This is a genomic window from Tateyamaria algicola (assembly GCF_047715485.1).
Classification (GTDB): Bacteria; Pseudomonadota; Alphaproteobacteria; order Rhodobacterales; family Rhodobacteraceae; genus Tateyamaria.
The window spans coordinates 3829541-3845648 of record NZ_CP180422.1; the positions used below are offsets into that span (position 1 = coordinate 3829541).

The window sequence follows — 16108 nt, forward strand, 5'->3', positions numbered from 1 at the left end:
GGGGCACTGTGCCGGGGGCAATGGCGGGAAACAAGGGTTGACCGCTGCTGCGCATGCGCGCTACTGACAGTTTATGACCCGGACCCTTTGCATCATTTGCTGCATTATCTGCTGATCACCTCAGCGGGCCGGTTCTTTGTTTCCATGACAGTTCAGAATTGCTAGGCCCGCGCCACCCTCTTGCGCGAGTTTTCCCATGTCGATCACCCTCTACAACACAGCCACACGCCGCAAAGAGCCCTTTGCGCCCCTCGATCCCGAGAATGTGCGGATGTATGTCTGTGGCCCTACGGTCTATGACCGCGCCCATCTGGGCAACGCGCGGCCTGTGCTTGTGTTTGACGTGCTTTATCGTCTGCTGCGCCATGAATATGGTGCGGACGCAGTGACTTACGTGCGCAACTTTACGGATGTGGATGACAAGATCAACGCGACCGCGCTGGCGCGCAAAGAGGCCGGGGCAGATGGTACGCTCGAGGAACTGGTTGCGCAGCGGTCGGATGAGACTATCGGCTGGTATCATGCGGACATGGATGCGTTGGGCGCCTTGCGCCCGAACCACGAGCCCCGCGCGACGCAGTTCATCCCCCAGATGGTGGCGATGATCGAGGATCTGATCGGCAAGGGTTTTGCGTATGCCAGGGACGGTCACGTCCTGTTCCGGGTGCGCGCCTATGACGACTATGGCAAACTCTCGGGCCGGTCGGTTGACGACATGATCGCCGGTGCGCGGGTCGAGGTTGCGCCCTACAAGGAAGACCCGATGGATTTCGTGCTGTGGAAACCCTCCACCGACGATCTGCCCGGTTGGGACAGCCCGTGGGGGCGGGGGCGGCCCGGCTGGCATATCGAATGCTCAGCCATGGCCTATGATCTGCTGGGCAGATTCGATCCAGAAGGCAAAGGGCAGTTCGACATTCACGGGGGCGGCAACGATCTGCAGTTTCCCCACCACGAGAACGAGATTGCGCAGAGCAAATGCGCAGGCCACGGCTTTGCCAATCTGTGGATGCACAACGAGATGTTGCAGGTCGAGGGCAAGAAGATGTCCAAGTCGCTTGGCAACTTCTTTACCGTGCGGGATTTGCTGGATCAGGGCGTGCCGGGCGAGGTGATCCGGTTTGTGATGTTGTCTACGCACTACCGCAAGCCGATGGATTGGACGGAGAAGAAGCGGGCGGAGGCGGAGGCGACGTTGCGAAAAATCGCTGAAGTACTCGGACGGGATCTATTGCAAAAATCTTGGACAGTTTCGGGCACGTTCAAACCGCCCAAGGAGTTTGTGGAGGCTCTCTCTGATGACCTGAACACGTCTCTTGCGTTAACTCTTGTTAGAAAATATCTCAAATCCGAGGACGAACTGAAACTGCATAGTTCGCTGGAGTTGCTGGGCTTTTGCCCGCACGCGATAACTAACAAGTTTTTCGCATTCGAAGCTCATGCGCGCGTGTCGGACGTGGGCTATGGTCAAGGTGTTCGAAGTTTTGGCGATGACGCTGCCGTAGAGTCCAAAGGTTTGGATTCATTGGCCGCTCGACTTCAGACGCTCCGAGAGCTGGCAATCGAATCCAAAGACTTTAGTGAAGTCGATGCATTGAAAGCAGCGCTGCAAGACTCCGGGCTAGAGGTTCGAATGGACAAGAATGGAGTCCAATTGCTTCGGGGCCCGAACTTTGACGCGACAAAGCTGGAGGGGCTGTCGTGACAAAAGAACGCCTCTCTCTCTTTGACACCACGCTCCGTGACGGCCAGCAAACTCAAGGTGTGCAATTCTCGCCTGCGGAAAAGCACCAGATTGCGCAGGCCCTCGACACGCTCGGCGTCGACTACATCGAAGGCGGGTGGCCCGGGGCGAACCCCACCGACAGCGCGTTTTTCGAAGATGCGCCCAAGACCCGCGCCACCTTCACCGCCTTTGGCATGACCAAACGGGCGGGTATCAGCGCGGAAAACGACGATGTGCTGGCGGCTGTCCTCAACGCCAACACGCCCGCCGTTTGCCTTGTCGGCAAAACGCATGATTTTCACGTGGACAAGGCGCTTGGCATTTCGCTGGCCGAAAACACCGCCAACATCGCCGCCAGTTTCGAACATCTGGTCGGGCAGGGGCGCGAGGCGATCTTTGACGCCGAACACTTCTTTGACGGCTACAAATCCAACCCCGACTACGCGCTCGAGGCGATCCATGCCGCCTATGACGCTGGCGCGCGCTGGATTGCCCTGTGCGACACCAATGGCGGCACGCTGCCCCACGACATTCATACCATCACCACGGCCGTCATCGCCTCGGGCATCGACGGTGCGCGGCTGGGCATCCACACGCACAATGACACCGAAAACGCGGTGGCCGGATCGCTGGCCGCAGTGGACGCAGGCGCGCGCCAGATACAGGGCACGCTGAACGGGCTGGGCGAGCGCTGCGGCAATGCGAACATCACTGCGCTGATCCCGATCCTGCTGCTGAAAGAACCCTATGCCAGCCGGTTTGACACCGGGATCACACTCGACGCGCTTGCCGGGCTGACCCGCACCTCGCGCATGCTGGATGACATCCTGAACCGGGTGCCGCAGAAACAGGCGGCGTTTGTCGGTGCCTCGGCCTTTGCGCACAAGGCCGGGCTGCACGCCAGCGCGATCCTCAAGGACCCGACCACATACGAACATATCGACCCTGCCGCCGTTGGGAACGCGCGCATCATCCCGATGTCGAACCAGGCGGGCCAGTCCAACCTGCGCAAGCGTCTGGGCGATATGGGGCTTGAGGTCGCGCCCAAGGATCCGGCCCTCTCTGCCATCCTCGAGCGGATCAAGGAGCGGGAGGCACAAGGGTACAGCTATGACACCGCGCAAGCCTCGTTCGAACTGCTCGCGCGCGAGGAACTGGGCCTGTTGCCAGAGTTTTTCGAGGTCAAACGCTACCGCGTGACCATCGAGCGCAGAAAGAACAAGCGTAACCGTATGGTCTCACTCTCCGAAGCGGTCGTGGTGGTCAAGGTCGATGGGAAAAAGATGCTGTCGGTCAGCGAATCCATGGACGAACACGGCACCGATCGCGGCCCCGTCAACGCGCTGTCCAAGGCACTGGCCAAGGATCTGGGCCGGTATCAGCGATATGTCGAAGACATCAAGCTGGTCGATTTCAAGGTGCGCATCACACAAGGCGGAACCGAGGCCGTGACCCGCGTCATCATCGACAGCGAGGACGGGCAGGGGCGGCGCTGGTCGACCGTGGGGGTGTCGGCCAACATAGTCGACGCCTCGTTCGAGGCGCTGCTGGATGCGATCCGCTGGAAGCTGGTGCAGGACGATGTGACATGACGCCCGAGGAACGTGACGCCTTTTTCACCGTGCATCGCGACTTGCCCCGCGAAGGGCCGGGGGAAGTCGCGGATGTTGCTTGGGTGATTGCACAGACGGGCATCTCCGGCGCGGTTGATGTGTTCGATGCGGCATGCGGGCCGGGGGCGGATCTTGAAACCCTTGCGGACTCCCTGCCAGAGGCGCGCCTGTTGGGTGTCGAGCAAGTCAGCCACTTTGTCGAAGCGGCCGCAGCACGGGTCGCACGGTTTGGTCCCCGCGTGCGTGTCGAACTGGCGGATATGGCTGCCCCCGAGGGGCGCTATGACCTGATTTGGTGCGCCGGTGCGCTTTACTTTCTTGGCATTGCGGAGGGTTTGCGCGGATGGCGTGACGCCCTGAAACCGGGCGGCAAGGTCGCGTTTTCCGAACCTGTTCTGCTTGAAACCCCTGCCTCTGACGCGGTGACGGCGTTTTGGGAAGAATACCCGCAGATTACCGATCTCGACGGGATCAAGGCGCAGGTGGCGGATGCTGGATATCGCACGCTTGGTCATCGCATGATCGTTGGCACCCCTTGGAGGGATTACTACGACCCCATGCAGGCGCGCATCGATGCGCTGCGCAAGACGCATCCCGATGCCGCGCTCAGCGCCGCGCTGGATGAAAATCAGCAAGAGATCGACCGCTGGAAGGCGGCACAGGATCAGATCGCATACGCGCTTTTGATCGTGGAACCGGCATGAGCCTGCCCGAGGCCATTGTGCCCTGCGCACGGCTGGTGGAACAGGGTGACCCGGACAGGTTTCGCACGGTCATGGCAGCCCCCGTCGCTACCCGTGCCGCGCTGTTTCCTCTCTATGCTTTCAACGTCGAAGTGTCCCGCGCGCCCTGGCTGACCCAGGAGGCGATGATTGCCGAGATGCGCCTGCAATGGTGGCGCGACGCACTGGAAGAGATTGCAGACGGGACAGGCGTGCGCAAACACGAAGTGACGACGCCTCTTGGCGACCTGCTGACCCCTGCACAGGCCAAACGGCTGGATGAAAGCGTGGCGGCGCGGCGCTGGGATATCTACCGCGACCCGTTTGAGGATCAGGCGCATATGGACGCCTATATCGACCAGACGGCAGGGCACCTGATGTGGACGGCGTGCGAACTGCTGGGCGCACCGCCAGCGGTGGAACAAGACGTGCGCAGCCTCGCCATGGCGGCAGGATACGCGGCGTTCCTGCGCGCGGTACCAGCGCTGGCCGAGGCCAAGCGCATCCCGCTGCTTGATGGTACACATGACGGTTTGCGCGCACTTGCCCAGGGGGCGAAGGCCCAGGTTGCCCGCCCCAAGCTGCCCGGAACAGCCAAGCCCGCGCTGTGGCCTGCAATCGGGGCAGTCAAGACATTGACCCAGGTTGTCCGCGATCCAGGTGCGGTGGCCGACGGTGCGCTGAGCTCCGGCATCACGTCATTTCGATTGGCGCGTACAGCCCTCACCGGGCGCGTCGCGCTTTAGGCCGTCGCCACCCGCTGGCGCATCACCAGCCAGATCAGCGAGCCACCGGCCAGCACGAGGAAGGGCACCATGGCGATGTTCACCGCCGCCCAACCCTCGACCGGATCACCGCCGATACAGTTCATCAATCCGCCCGAGGCGAGCGAGGCAAGGGTGACGCCGCCAAACACGATCAGGTCATTCATACCCTGCATGCGCCCGCGTTCCTGCGGCGTGTGCGCCCCGGCGAGCATGGTGGTTGCGCCGATAAAGCCAAAGTTCCAGCCGAGCCCCAGCAGGAACAGCGCGCCGTAAAAGTTGGCCAACTCGACCCCTTGCAGCGCGACGACCCCCGCCACAGCAAGGATGGCAAGGCCCAGCCCCATGATCTTTTCCACGCCAAAGCGGGCGATCAGGTGACCGGTAAAGAAGGACGGGGCGAACATTGCCAACACGTGGACAGTGACCACATTGGCCGCGTCAGGTTCGCCAAAGCCGCAGCCGACGACCGCCAGCGGGGTCGAGGTCATCACGAGGTTCATCAGCGCATAGGACACGGCCGCACAGATCACGGCGACCATGATGCGGGGGCTGGCCAGCAATTCACGCCGCGACCGCCCGGGCCCGTCAGTGGCCGAGGCGGGGGCAGGTTTGGGGATGTCGAGCAGCAGGAACAGCGCCATGCCCATGACGTTGAAGCCCATCGCGACCCAGTAGATCGGGATATAGCGTGCAACCGTGGCATCCGCAGATGCGCCCGTGACATAGGCCACGACCTGCGGTCCGATGATGGCTGACAGCAAACCACCCGCCATGACATAGGAAATCGCCTTTGGCTGGAACGCCTCTGACGCTGTGTCGGCGGCGGCAAAACGGTAAAAACCCTGCGCAGACATATAGATACCGGTCATGTAGCTGCCGACCAGGAACAGCCAGAAGCTGCCGACGCTGAGGGCCCAAACCCCGATGGCGGCGCCGATCAGGCCGCCAAAGGCGCCCAGAATGAAGCCGGTCTTGCGCCCGTAGCGTTGCATCACATTGGACAGCCAAGGTGCGGTTGTCATCGACCCGAACACGATCAGCGAGATCGGGAGCGTGGCAAGGCAGGCAAAGGGGCTCAGCTGTTGTCCGGCAAGGCCAGCGACCACGAACATCATGGTGATCTGGCTGCCAAGAAAGGCCTGTGCAGCCACCAGAACGGCCACATTGCGCTTGGCGCGGGTGTCATCGATTTGGGTCATGCGGATTGACTATCCCCGTTGACAGACGGCGGCAAGCGCCCGCATGTCGCAACCCGCGCACAGGTGGTTGCGCAAGGCGACATGCGGGGTAGGGTGGCGCCATGAACGATGGGCCGATGATCCTCTTGCTGGCAGGCGCGCGCGAAACGCAACAGGCGGCCACTGCTCTGAAACAGTGCGGCGTACCCTGCTGTGCGGTCTGGGCGCGGGGGGCGGATAGGGACGCATTGTGCGTGCCGGTGGTGTCCGACATTCCGGACCAAGTGGTCGGCATCCTGGACGCAACACATGCCTTTGACACCGACACGCGCAGCTCAATTGTCGCTGATCTGCCCGGTGTCTCCTATGCCCGCTTCGGCCGTGATCCGTGGTCTGCACAGGCTGCGGACACCTGGACCGAAGTCGATGGCATCGACGCGGCAGTTGCCGCCCTTCCACCCGGCGCGCGGGTCTTTGCCGCGACGGGCCGGGGCAGCCTGCCGGCGCTCGCGCGCCATGATGGGCCGGTGTTCCTGCGGCAATTGTCCCGGCACGATGCGGAGACGGGCCACGAAAACTGCTCTTATGTCTTTGGAACTGCGCCGTTCGATCCGGAGGGTGAGGCCGCGCTGTTCAAGGAACTGGCGATAGACGTTGTGCTGGCGCGCAATATCGGGGGGCAGGGCAGCTTTCCCAAACTGATGGCAGCGCGGATGCTGGGCCTGCCGGTCGTGCTCTTGCGTCCTCCCGCCTTACCGCAAGGCCCGCATCTGCGTGATCCAGATGATGTAGTGCGTTGGGCACACAGCCTATGACGGGGCGCATCATCGAAACCGACGCCGATGTGGCCGAAGGGGCCGTATGGCTCGCCGCCAAGAACGCGGCATTGGCACGGGCCATAGACATTGCCGGGCCACTGCCCTTGCGGCGCAGACCGGACGGGTTTGCCGCGCTGTTCAACGCCATCATCGGGCAACAGGTCAGCACCGCATCGGCCAGTGCCATATGGGCACGGCTTGAAGCGGGCGGGCTGACGGCCCCCGCGCCTGTCATCGCGGCAGGAGAGGACGGGCTGCGTGCCGCGGGCCTCAGCCGCCAGAAAATCGCCTATGCGCTGGCGTTGGCCGAGGCCGGGATCGACTATGACGCCCTGCGTCGCGCACCCGACTCCGAGGTCATCGCGACCCTGACAGCCGTCAAGGGCATCGGAGTCTGGACGGCGGAGATATACGCCATGTTCGCCTTGGGCCGCGCGGATGTCTTTGCGCCTGGCGATCTGGCCCTGCAAGAGGCGGCCAAGTTGATCTTTGATCTGCCCGAACGCCCTAAGGAACGCGCCCTGCGGGCCATGGCAGAGGACTGGAGCCCGTGGCGGGCGGTTGCCGCGCGGCTGTTCTTCACCTACTACCGCGTGGCCAAGGGCCGGGAAGGGATCACATGACACGGGTGTTGCAAGCAGGGCGGGTCGAACCGCAATCGGGCGAATTGCGCTCGATCGTCGTATTTCTGCACGGGTACGGAGCCAATGGCGCCGACCTGCTGGGGCTGGCCGATCCGCTGGCCGAGCATCTGCCCGATACGCTGTTTGTGGCCCCCGACGCGCCCGAGGCGATCCCCGGATTTCCCGGCGGCTATCAGTGGTTCCCGATCCCCTGGATAGATGGATCGAGCGAGGAAGAGGCCGAGCGTGGGCTGAACGCTGCCAGCGAAGACCTCAATGCGTTTCTTGATGCGCTGATGGTGGACGAAGATGTTCTGCCCGAACAGGTTGTGCTGTTCGGCTTTTCCCAAGGGACAATGATGTCGCTGCATGTGGCGCCCCGGCGTGAAGACCCGGTGGCGGGGATCGTGGCGTTCTCGGGCCGCTTGCTGAACCCGGAACTGCTGGCCGACGAGGTGGTCAGCCGCCCGCCGATCCTGCTGGTGCACGGGGATCAGGACGATATGGTGCCGCCGCAATCACTGCCGCAGGCCGCAGAAGCGCTGCAAGAGGCGGGGTTCAAGGATGTCTTTGCCCATGTGATGAAGGGCACCGCACATGGCATTGCGCCGGACGGGCTGAGCGTGGCACTGGCATTCATGCGCGACAAGCTAGGGCTGTAGGGTCAGAAACGCCCTCAGCAGATCCCCTCATACCCGTTGGCTGACCGATCCTTGGCGCCGTGTTTGCGCACCGGGCCCGCACTCCAGCTATAGGCGCTGTCGGGGTTGGGGCCGTCGATGGCCGCGCGGGTAAAGGCGGCGATGGTGCGGATCAGCGAAATGGCTGCCGTCCTGATGAGAAAAGTCATTGTGGTCTCCGTTTGCGACGCGCGCCTGACCTGACATCCGGTCTGGTTGCGCGTGCGAAACTGATTGTAATGGCGCCCTTGTGCCCGGCGGGAAGGGCGGGGTCCAGTGTGGAAAACCTGACCCTGTCGCCGCCAATACAGGCTGTGGTCAGCTTGTGGATAACCGTCACATGGCTGTCACGGAACTGTCCTATCCGACATGCGACATCTCGTGGTGATCTGGGCACTTGCAGATCAGTTTCCACAAGATATAGTCACCCTATAAGACCGGGGCGGGATCCCTGCTCTGGTGCCGAATTGGGCAGACCGGGCAAGGATGGAGTCACTCTTTATGGACGGCGATTTCAGGACGGAATTTGTGCGCAGTCCCACTGCGCTGAAGCACCACCCGGCGCTGGTGCTGAATGCGGACTATCGCCCGCTCAGTTACTACCCGCTGTCGCTCTGGCCCTGGCAGGAGGCGATCAAGGCGGCCTGGCTCGATAGGGTGGACATTGTCGCCGAATATGACGAGGTCGTGCGAAGCCCGAGTACCGAGATCAGGATACCCTCGGTCGTTGTCCTGAAAGATTATGTGAAACCTCAAAAGCGCGTGGCCTTCACGCGCTTTAATTTGTTTTTGAGAGATGAGTTTCGGTGTCAATACTGCGGTGCCAAGGGCGATCTGACCTTTGATCATGTGGTGCCGCGTGCCTCTGGGGGCGTGACCAGCTGGCAGAACGTGGTAGCAGCGTGCAGCCCCTGCAATCTCAAGAAAGGGTCGAAAGCGCTGCATCGCACCGGCATGGCCCTGCGCAAACCGCCCCGCCAGCCAGGCGCCGAAGAGTTGCGCAACATGGGCCGGAAATTTCCGCCCAATCACCTGCACGACAGCTGGATCGACTTCCTTTATTGGGACGCTGAATTGGAAGCGTGAGGTCGGCGGGTGGCTCTGTTTGCTGACGCAAAGGCGCCCACCCACCGACCCCGGCGTGCCCTCACGGGGACGTGATCGCACTGGCCATCATCCGTCGGTACACCTGAGGTGCACAGATACTGGGGGATGGTATGCGGGTTTTCATGATGGCGGTCGCACTTTGTCTGGCGACACAGCCCGCCACTGCCCTTGTCGTTGGTGGAGAGATTGTGCGCCAGACCGGGGCAGGACAGTTTGTGGTGCTTGATCCGGCCTGCGCCTTTGCAGTTGGAGCGGACACGTTTGACGACGACAACCTCTATGCGTTTGACGAAGACCAGAACATCAAACTCAGCGCCCCCATCCGTGTCGACATCGGCGGGGTGGACGGCCGGATTGCAGCAGGCACAGTGGTTGCAAGCCACTATGTGTTCTTTGACAGCCTGTCGGGGGTACATGCGGGATATGTGGATTTTGACGCACCTATCCTGGGCATCGCGGCCTTTCAGGACACGATGGGGGCGACCGACTTTCTCGCCAACACGGACGTAAACTATATCAGCACCGAATTGCGGGGGCTGGAACAGGGTGACTATGTCTGGATTGATGAGGACAATCCCAACCGATTGTGGGTCTATTGGGCTGGATCCTCGCCCGGCGACTACATCCGCGTCTTTACCGAGGAATCCGGCACCGCACCAATGATGTGAAGTTTCAGGCCGCGAGATACACCCAGACTGGCACGTGATCCGATGGCTTATCCTCGGCCCGGACTTGTTTGTCGATCTGGCAGTCCACCATCATGTCCGCACAGGCCGGGGACATCAGGAAATGGTCGATGCGGATGCCGTCATCGCGGTTCCATGCGCCTGCCTGATAGTCCCAGAACGAATAGTGGCCCGGCCCGTGGGTGCGGGCGCGGAACGCTTCGGTGAGGCCCAGGTTCAGCAGGCGGCGATAGGCGGTGCGCGACTCGAGGCGAAACAGTGCGTCCTCGCGCCAGGCATCGGGGCGTTTGGCATCTTCGGCCTGCGGGATGATATTGTAGTCGCCCGCCATGAGGAACGGGGTTTCCTCGGCCAGCAAGGCCACTGCGCGTGCGCGCAACCGTTCCATCCAGGCGAGTTTGTAGTCGTATTTCGGACCCGGCACCGGATTGCCATTGGGCAGGTACAGACCGCACAGGCGCACGGCCTGCGCATCCCCCACCACGGTCGCCTCGATATAGCGGGCCTGTTCATCCGTCTCATCACCGGGCAGACCGCGCGTCACATCCTCGAGCGGCAGCTTGGACAGGATGCCGACGCCGTTAAAGGATTTCTGGCCGTGGGTTTCGACGTTGTAGCCACGCTCTTCAAACATCTCGCGAGGGAAGTTTTCGTCGACCGACTTGATCTCTTGCAGCAGCACGACATCGGGTTGGGCCGCATCCAGCCAGCGTGGCAACGCTTCTGCGCGCGCCTTGATCCCGTTGATGTTGAATGTCGCGATTTTCATGGCCTGCCCCTTGTCGTCCGTAGCGTCAGACTTGACCGATTGAGAGAACGATCGCAAGAGGTGTGCTGCGTACGGTGAATTAACCAATTCTTAACCGTTTGATTCGCCCTAAAATTGCAAGCCCCGGCCTGATTTCCCAAAAAATCCCGCAAAATCAGGGCTGTGGATAAGTTTTTTTGTTCTCGAATGTTCCAAGGGGAAGCTGGGTCACCTCAAGCTCTTCTGTTGCTTTCCTTATGTGGACAACTTGTGCGCTGATCATCCTTAGCGGGAATTTCTATTTTCAGACACACTTTTAGCGGGCAAGGCTAAAGGCGTCACAACCTCAAGATGAAAGGGACTTCACAATGACGGCTCAACGCAAAATCTCCGCAGCTTTCTCCGCAGAAAATATCAGCGCAACACACGCTGGTGAAGCGGTCGAAATGTTCTCCTCCGGCAGCGCGCCCACTGCGTCCGACACCTTGCTCGGGGATGCCACGGCCCTGTTCTCTTCCGGTTCCAGCCCGATGATGTCGGCCAATGGCGCAATCGGTGATGCGGTCGAAATGTTCTCGTCCGGTTCTGCCCCGGTTTCGGGTGACGCATCGACGGGCGATGCTGTGCAGATGTTCTCGTCCGGTTCGGCACCGACACGCAGCGAAACCAGCGCAGGCGACGCGGTCGAGATGTTCTCCTCCGGCTCGGCCCCCACAGCGTCCGACGCAACGGCTGGCGACGCGATCCAGATGTTTTCGTCGGGCTCCGCACCCACAACAAGCGAGGCCAGCACGGGTGACGCGACCGAGATGTTCTCGTCCGGCTCGGCGCCCACGACCGGCACATTGACAGACGGTGCCGTCACCGGCCTGTTCTCCTCCGGCTCCTAAGCCCGCTGCGGCGGGACGTTCAGATCACATAGCCTTGAAAGGACAAGAAAAATGTCAAACATCATCGCCCTGAACGCCCCGCCGCGCCGCCAGCGCCTGTCCGAACGGACAGCGGCATTGCTGGAATGTTTCGCCCGTCACCGCCGGATCCAGGATGATGTGTTCTGGCTCAAGGAAAACGCGGAACTCCTGAACATTCTGGAATGCACCGGCCTGGCCGTGACCGAAAACGCGCTGATCCCGCATGCCGGGTTCTACGCCGCTCTTCCCGAACGGTTGGGCTTTTTCCCACAATATTATCGCTTCCTGCTGTCCATCGGCCTCGACCTCGAAGACCTGGGCCTGCCGGGGGCTCAGATGGAACGGCTGTGTCACTGGGTTGCCGATCAGGGTCTGCCCGAAGCGGAACTCAGCGATTTGCAACGCGCCGAGGCCCGCCGCCTGCTTGCCCGTCGCGGGGTTGCGACCAAGGCGGCCGATCCCGGCCTCGATGACCGTTTGCGCGCCTTTTTCGGACGGCCCGCGACCTTCGCGCTGCCCAACAAGAAGGCCGCTTACGAGCTGACGCATATCGTTTTCTACCTTTCGGAATATGGTCGCCGCGCGCCGCATCTGGACGCCGCAGGGCGCACCAGCCTCGAATATGCGGGCATCCTGGCGCATCTTGATCAGAACATGGATCTGTTGGCCGAAATCTGTGTTGCCTTGCGCCAGGCAGGTCAACAGCCAAGCCCTGTCTGGGATGCTGCCGTGCGCTACAACCTAAGCCGTTTTGCGGTGCGCGAGGATGACGCGGTGCCCTTGTCAGATGATTACCACGAATATCTCGTCTCGTCCTGGGCGATGGCGACGCTTGGCCATGATGACAGCGGTCAGGCCGTGCAGGCCAGCCGCCAAGTCTTTCATCGCCGCGCAGAGGGGGAGGGGCGCTGCGCCAAATCTCTGCAGCACTGCTCAGCCTCGAGGATGCGCGCAGCGGCGATTGGGGTGCGATGCAGGCCACGTTGTATGATATGCTGGACGAAGACGCCGCACGCATTCTGCACGAAACAGCGTCTTCAAGCCCGGATTTCGATGCCTTCTTTGAAGGGTTCGCGCGCGCCAGTGCGGGCCTGCGCTAGGTCACATCGAAAAGGATGTGCCGCAACCGCAGGAACTGGTGGCGTTGGGGTTCTCGATCACGAACCGGGCGCCAATCAGTTCCTCGGAAAAGTCGATGACCGCGTTGGACAGGAACGGCAGGCTGATGGAATCGACCACCACTTTCTGGCCAGCGCCTTCCAGCACCAGATCGTCTTCCTTGGGGTGGTCCAGCGCGATTTCGTACTGAAACCCGGAACATCCACCGCCTTCGACGGCCACACGCAGGGCCTGACCTTGGGTGGCGGCCCCGATCTCGGCCAGACGCTCAAAGGCGCGGGGGTCACTGTGGGCGGCAATTGCATCGATCTCTCCGAAAAAGGCGCGTTTCATGTTCGCTGCATCTGCAATATATGGGCACAAGGAACAGGCGACAAGGATCAGCAGATATGTCCGCGCCCTATGCCTCCGATCCTGCCCGCGCCCGGGGACGGCGCTGGCCGGAAGAGGAGATGTCATTTCGCTCGTGCTTTCAGCGCGACCGGGATAGGATTATTCACGCCTCGGCCTTTCGGCGGCTCAAGCACAAGACGCAGGTTTTTGTGGAGCATGAGGGCGATTACTATCGCACCCGCCTGACCCATTCGATCGAAGTGGCGCAGGTGGCGCGCACCATTGCCGGTGCCTTGGGCCTCAACGACTGCCTGACCGAGGCCATCGCCCTCGCGCATGATCTGGGCCATCCCCCCTTTGGCCACACGGGCGAGGATGCGTTGCAGTCGCTCATGGCACCCTATGGTGGTTTTGATCACAATGCGCAGGCGATCAAGATCGTGACGCGCCTTGAATGTCACTATGCCGATTTCGACGGGCTGAACCTGACATGGGAATGTCTTGAGGGGATCGCCAAGCACAATGGGCCGGTTACGGGCGATTTGCCCTTTGCTCTGGCTGACTACAACGCCGAACACGACCTCGAACTTGCCACCCATGCCAGCGCCGAGGCGCAAGTGGCCGCGCTGTCCGATGACATTGCCTATAACAATCACGACCTGCATGACGGTCTGCGGGCGGGCCTTTTTGACGAAACCGATATCGCGCATCTGCCGCTGATCGCCCCGGCCTATGCCGAGGTAGACGCAAGTTACCCCGGACTTGACCCGATCCGCCGTCGTCACGAGGCGCTGCGCCGCGTGTTCGGCGCGATGGTCAGCGATGTGGTTGCCACATCAAAGCGGCTGCTGGCTGACAGCGGTGCTGAAGCTGTCGAAGACATCCGGCATCTCGGGCGACCCGTGATCCGCTTTTCCGACCAGATGTGGGCGGATTTGACCGAAATCCGCAGCTTCCTGTTCCAGAACATGTATCGCGCGCCATCAGTGATGGAGAAACGCGAGGAAGTGACGCTGATCGTCACCGATCTGTTCCCGCTGTTCCTGCATCAACCCGATCTGTTGCCCGACCGCTGGGCGGCGGATGTGGACCGCGCCGAAGGCGATGCAACCGCGCTGGCCCGCGTCGTGGCGGACTATATCGCGGGTATGACCGACCGTTTTGCCCTGCAAGAGCACGCGCGTTTGATCGGATAGCACCGATTGACGCGGCACCCAGCCGTGATACACCGCCCCGACCCTCAAAAAACCAAGACCGAGCCACAATGAACCTCTTTGCCGACATCCGCGCCCTCGTGCTTTCTGACCTCGCCGCAATGGCCGAGGCCGGTGACCTGCCCGAAGGCCTCGCCACCGACAACGTCACGGTCGAACCGCCCCGCGACGCCGCACATGGCGATATGGCGACAAATGCGGCCATGGTGCTGGCCAAGCCCGCCGGCATGAAACCCCGCGACATCGCCGAGGCGCTGGCCGCGCGTCTTGCAAGTGATCCGCGCATTACCAGTGCTGAGGTCGCTGGCCCCGGCTTCCTGAACCTGCGTCTGGCACCCTCTGTCTGGCAGGACGTCGTTGGCGCTGTGCTGGCGGGGGGGACCGACTATGGGCGGTCGACCATGGGGCAGGGGAAAAAGGTCAACGTCGAATACGTCTCGGCCAACCCCACCGGTCCACTGCATGTGGGCCACACGCGGGGCGCGGTCTTTGGCGACGCCCTGGCCTCGTTGCTGGATTTCGCGGGCCATGATGTGACGCGTGAATACTATATCAATGATGGCGGCGCGCAGGTCGATGTGCTCGCGCGGTCTGTTTACCTGCGCTACCTCGAAGCGCATGGGCAAGAGGTGGCGTTCCCCGATGGCACCTATCCCGGTGACTACCTTGTCGAGGTGGGGCAGGCGCTGAAGGCCAAGGTGGGCGATGCCTTTGTGGACAAGGGCGAACAGTTCTGGCTGGAAGAGATCCGCGAATTTGCGACCGAAGCGATGATGGACCTGATCCGCGCCGACCTCAAAGCACTGGGTGTGGAGATGGATCGGTTCTTCTCCGAAAAGTCGCTCTATGGCACGGGCCTGATCGAGGCGGCGATTGACGATCTGCGTGGCAAAGGCCTGATCTACGAGGGCGTGCTGGAGCCGCCCAAGGGCAAGAAGCCCGAAGATTGGGAACCGCGCGAACAGACCCTGTTCAAATCCACAGATCACGGCGACGATGTGGACCGGCCCGTGATGAAATCGGACGGGTCCTGGACCTATTTCGCGCCCGACATCGCCTATCACTATGACAAGGTTCAGCGTGGCTATGACGCGCTGATCGACGTCTTTGGCGCCGATCACGGTGGCTATGTCAAACGGATGAAGGCGGCTGTGTCCGCGCTATCCGGTGGCACGGTCCCGCTGGATATCAAGCTGACGCAGTTGGTGAAACTGTTCAAGAATGGCGAGCCGTTCAAGATGTCCAAGCGGGCAGGGACGTTCGTGACCCTGCGCGATGTGGTCGATCAGGTCGGCCCCGGGGTCACACGGTTCCACATGCTGACCCGCAAAAACGACGCGCCGCTCGATTTCGATTTCGACAAGGTGCTGGAACAGTCGCGGGAAAACCCCGTCTTCTATGTACAGTACGCTCATGCGCGCGTCACATCCGTGCTGCGCAAGGCAGCCGAGGCAAAGGTCGCAGTGGATGACGCCACATTGGGTGCCGCAGACCTTTCCAAACTCGACCACGAGGCGGAACTGGCGCTGGCGGCGAAGCTGGCAGAATGGCCGCGTCTTGTGGAAACGGCGGCGCGCAGCAATGAGCCACACCGCATCGCCTTTTACCTCTATGACCTTGCGGGCACTTTCCACGGGCTCTGGAACCGGGGCAACGATGTGCCTTCTTTGCGCTTCCTTCAGGACGATGCAGCCACGTCACAGGCAAAAATCGCACTCGCACGCGCCTGCGCCGTTGTAATTGCATCCGGTCTTGGTATTCTTGGCGTCGAACCAGCCGAAGAGCTGCGTTAAGCCCCGCCAAAAAGGGGCAACACAGGCAACGTTTTCCCTTTGCGCCCCGTGCGGGTGCACCCACAATCAG

General features: G+C 61.7%; 15 protein-coding genes and 2 pseudogenes. 13 read left to right on the forward strand and 4 right to left on the reverse strand.

All coding sequences use genetic code 11. The features are described from left to right. Positions 1-196: 196 nt before the first annotated feature. The 4 genes from cysS to ACMHLQ_RS21370 are packed head-to-tail and all read left to right on the forward strand — an operon-like array spanning position 197 to position 4807. Complete coding sequence (gene cysS / locus ACMHLQ_RS21355; protein WP_415402685.1) at positions 197-1705, forward strand: cysteine--tRNA ligase; 1509 nt, start codon at positions 197-199, stop codon at positions 1703-1705. Further along, complete coding sequence (gene cimA, locus ACMHLQ_RS21360; protein WP_415402686.1) at positions 1702-3318, forward strand: citramalate synthase; 1617 nt, start codon at positions 1702-1704, stop codon at positions 3316-3318. The genes cysS and cimA overlap by 4 nt, the downstream gene beginning before the upstream one ends. Then, complete coding sequence (locus tag ACMHLQ_RS21365) at positions 3315-4043, forward strand: class I SAM-dependent methyltransferase (RefSeq protein WP_415402687.1); 729 nt, start codon at positions 3315-3317, stop codon at positions 4041-4043. The genes cimA and ACMHLQ_RS21365 overlap by 4 nt, the downstream gene beginning before the upstream one ends. Continuing rightward, positions 4040-4807, forward strand: coding sequence for a squalene/phytoene synthase family protein (locus ACMHLQ_RS21370; protein WP_415402688.1), 768 nt, complete (start codon positions 4040-4042; stop codon positions 4805-4807). Before ACMHLQ_RS21365 ends, ACMHLQ_RS21370 begins: the two co-directional genes overlap by 4 nt. Here ACMHLQ_RS21370 and ACMHLQ_RS21375 read toward each other — a convergent pair. Continuing rightward, positions 4804-6027, reverse strand: coding sequence for an MFS transporter (locus ACMHLQ_RS21375; protein ID WP_415402689.1), 1224 nt, complete (start codon positions 6025-6027; stop codon positions 4804-4806). The genes ACMHLQ_RS21370 and ACMHLQ_RS21375 overlap by 4 nt on opposite strands. 101 nt (positions 6028-6128) lie before the next feature. Between ACMHLQ_RS21375 and ACMHLQ_RS21380 the strand changes: the two genes are divergently transcribed. From ACMHLQ_RS21380 to ACMHLQ_RS21390, 3 genes are read left to right on the forward strand one after another with little or no spacing between them, the layout of a single operon-like run. Next, positions 6129-6821: a precorrin-6A/cobalt-precorrin-6A reductase gene (locus ACMHLQ_RS21380; protein ID WP_415402690.1), complete on the forward strand. Its 693-nt coding sequence runs from the start codon at positions 6129-6131 to the stop codon at positions 6819-6821. Next, positions 6818-7447 (forward strand): DNA-3-methyladenine glycosylase family protein, encoded by a 630-nt coding sequence (locus ACMHLQ_RS21385; RefSeq protein WP_415402691.1) that lies wholly within the window; start codon positions 6818-6820, stop codon positions 7445-7447. The genes ACMHLQ_RS21380 and ACMHLQ_RS21385 overlap by 4 nt, the downstream gene beginning before the upstream one ends. Next, positions 7444-8109 carry an alpha/beta hydrolase gene (locus ACMHLQ_RS21390; RefSeq protein WP_415402692.1) on the forward strand — a complete coding sequence of 222 codons (666 nt, stop codon included), beginning with the start codon at positions 7444-7446 and terminating at the stop codon, positions 8107-8109. Before ACMHLQ_RS21385 ends, ACMHLQ_RS21390 begins: the two co-directional genes overlap by 4 nt. A gap of 14 nt (positions 8110-8123) precedes the next feature. Here ACMHLQ_RS21390 and ACMHLQ_RS21395 read toward each other — a convergent pair whose 3' ends face one another. Then, complete coding sequence (locus tag ACMHLQ_RS21395; RefSeq protein ID WP_415402693.1) at positions 8124-8297, reverse strand: hypothetical protein; 174 nt, start codon at positions 8295-8297, stop codon at positions 8124-8126. A 331-nt stretch (positions 8298-8628) separates the two neighbouring features. On the opposite strand from ACMHLQ_RS21395, the gene ACMHLQ_RS21400 reads away from it, so the two are divergent. Together ACMHLQ_RS21400 and ACMHLQ_RS21405 are read left to right on the forward strand one after the other, a co-directional pair. Continuing rightward, positions 8629-9213 carry an HNH endonuclease gene (locus tag ACMHLQ_RS21400; protein ID WP_415402694.1) on the forward strand — a complete coding sequence of 195 codons (585 nt, stop codon included), beginning with the start codon at positions 8629-8631 and terminating at the stop codon, positions 9211-9213. 131 nt (positions 9214-9344) lie between these two features. Continuing rightward, entirely contained in the window at positions 9345-9902 is a 558-nt protein-coding gene (locus ACMHLQ_RS21405; protein WP_415402695.1) for a hypothetical protein, read from the forward strand. 4 nt (positions 9903-9906) lie between these two features. Here the strand turns inward: ACMHLQ_RS21405 and xth are convergent, their stop codons facing one another. After that, on the reverse strand, positions 9907-10689 hold the full coding sequence (gene xth, locus ACMHLQ_RS21410; protein WP_415402696.1) for an exodeoxyribonuclease III: 783 nt from the start codon (positions 10687-10689) through the stop codon (positions 9907-9909). Between the two features lie 347 nt (positions 10690-11036). On the opposite strand from xth, the gene ACMHLQ_RS21415 reads away from it, so the two are divergent. Together ACMHLQ_RS21415 and ACMHLQ_RS21420 are read left to right on the forward strand one after the other, a co-directional pair. Beyond that, on the forward strand, positions 11037-11558 hold the full coding sequence (locus tag ACMHLQ_RS21415) for a hypothetical protein (protein ID WP_415402697.1): 522 nt from the start codon (positions 11037-11039) through the stop codon (positions 11556-11558). 51 nt (positions 11559-11609) lie between these two features. Next, a pseudogene (locus ACMHLQ_RS21420) lies at positions 11610-12679 on the forward strand (DUF6902 family protein). A gap of 1 nt (position 12680) precedes the next feature. On the opposite strand, the pseudogene ACMHLQ_RS21425 reads toward ACMHLQ_RS21420, so the two are convergent. Continuing rightward, positions 12681-13003 (reverse strand): annotated as a pseudogene (locus tag ACMHLQ_RS21425) (HesB/IscA family protein). 84 nt (positions 13004-13087) lie between these two features. On the opposite strand from ACMHLQ_RS21425, the gene ACMHLQ_RS21430 reads away from it, so the two are divergent. Next, positions 13088-14227, forward strand: a complete 1140-nt coding sequence (locus ACMHLQ_RS21430) for a deoxyguanosinetriphosphate triphosphohydrolase (RefSeq protein WP_415402698.1) — start codon at positions 13088-13090, stop codon at positions 14225-14227. Positions 14228-14295: 68 nt separating this feature from the next. Then, on the forward strand, positions 14296-16038 hold the full coding sequence (gene argS, locus ACMHLQ_RS21435) for an arginine--tRNA ligase (RefSeq protein ID WP_415402699.1): 1743 nt from the start codon (positions 14296-14298) through the stop codon (positions 16036-16038). Positions 16039-16108: the final 70 nt, after the last annotated feature.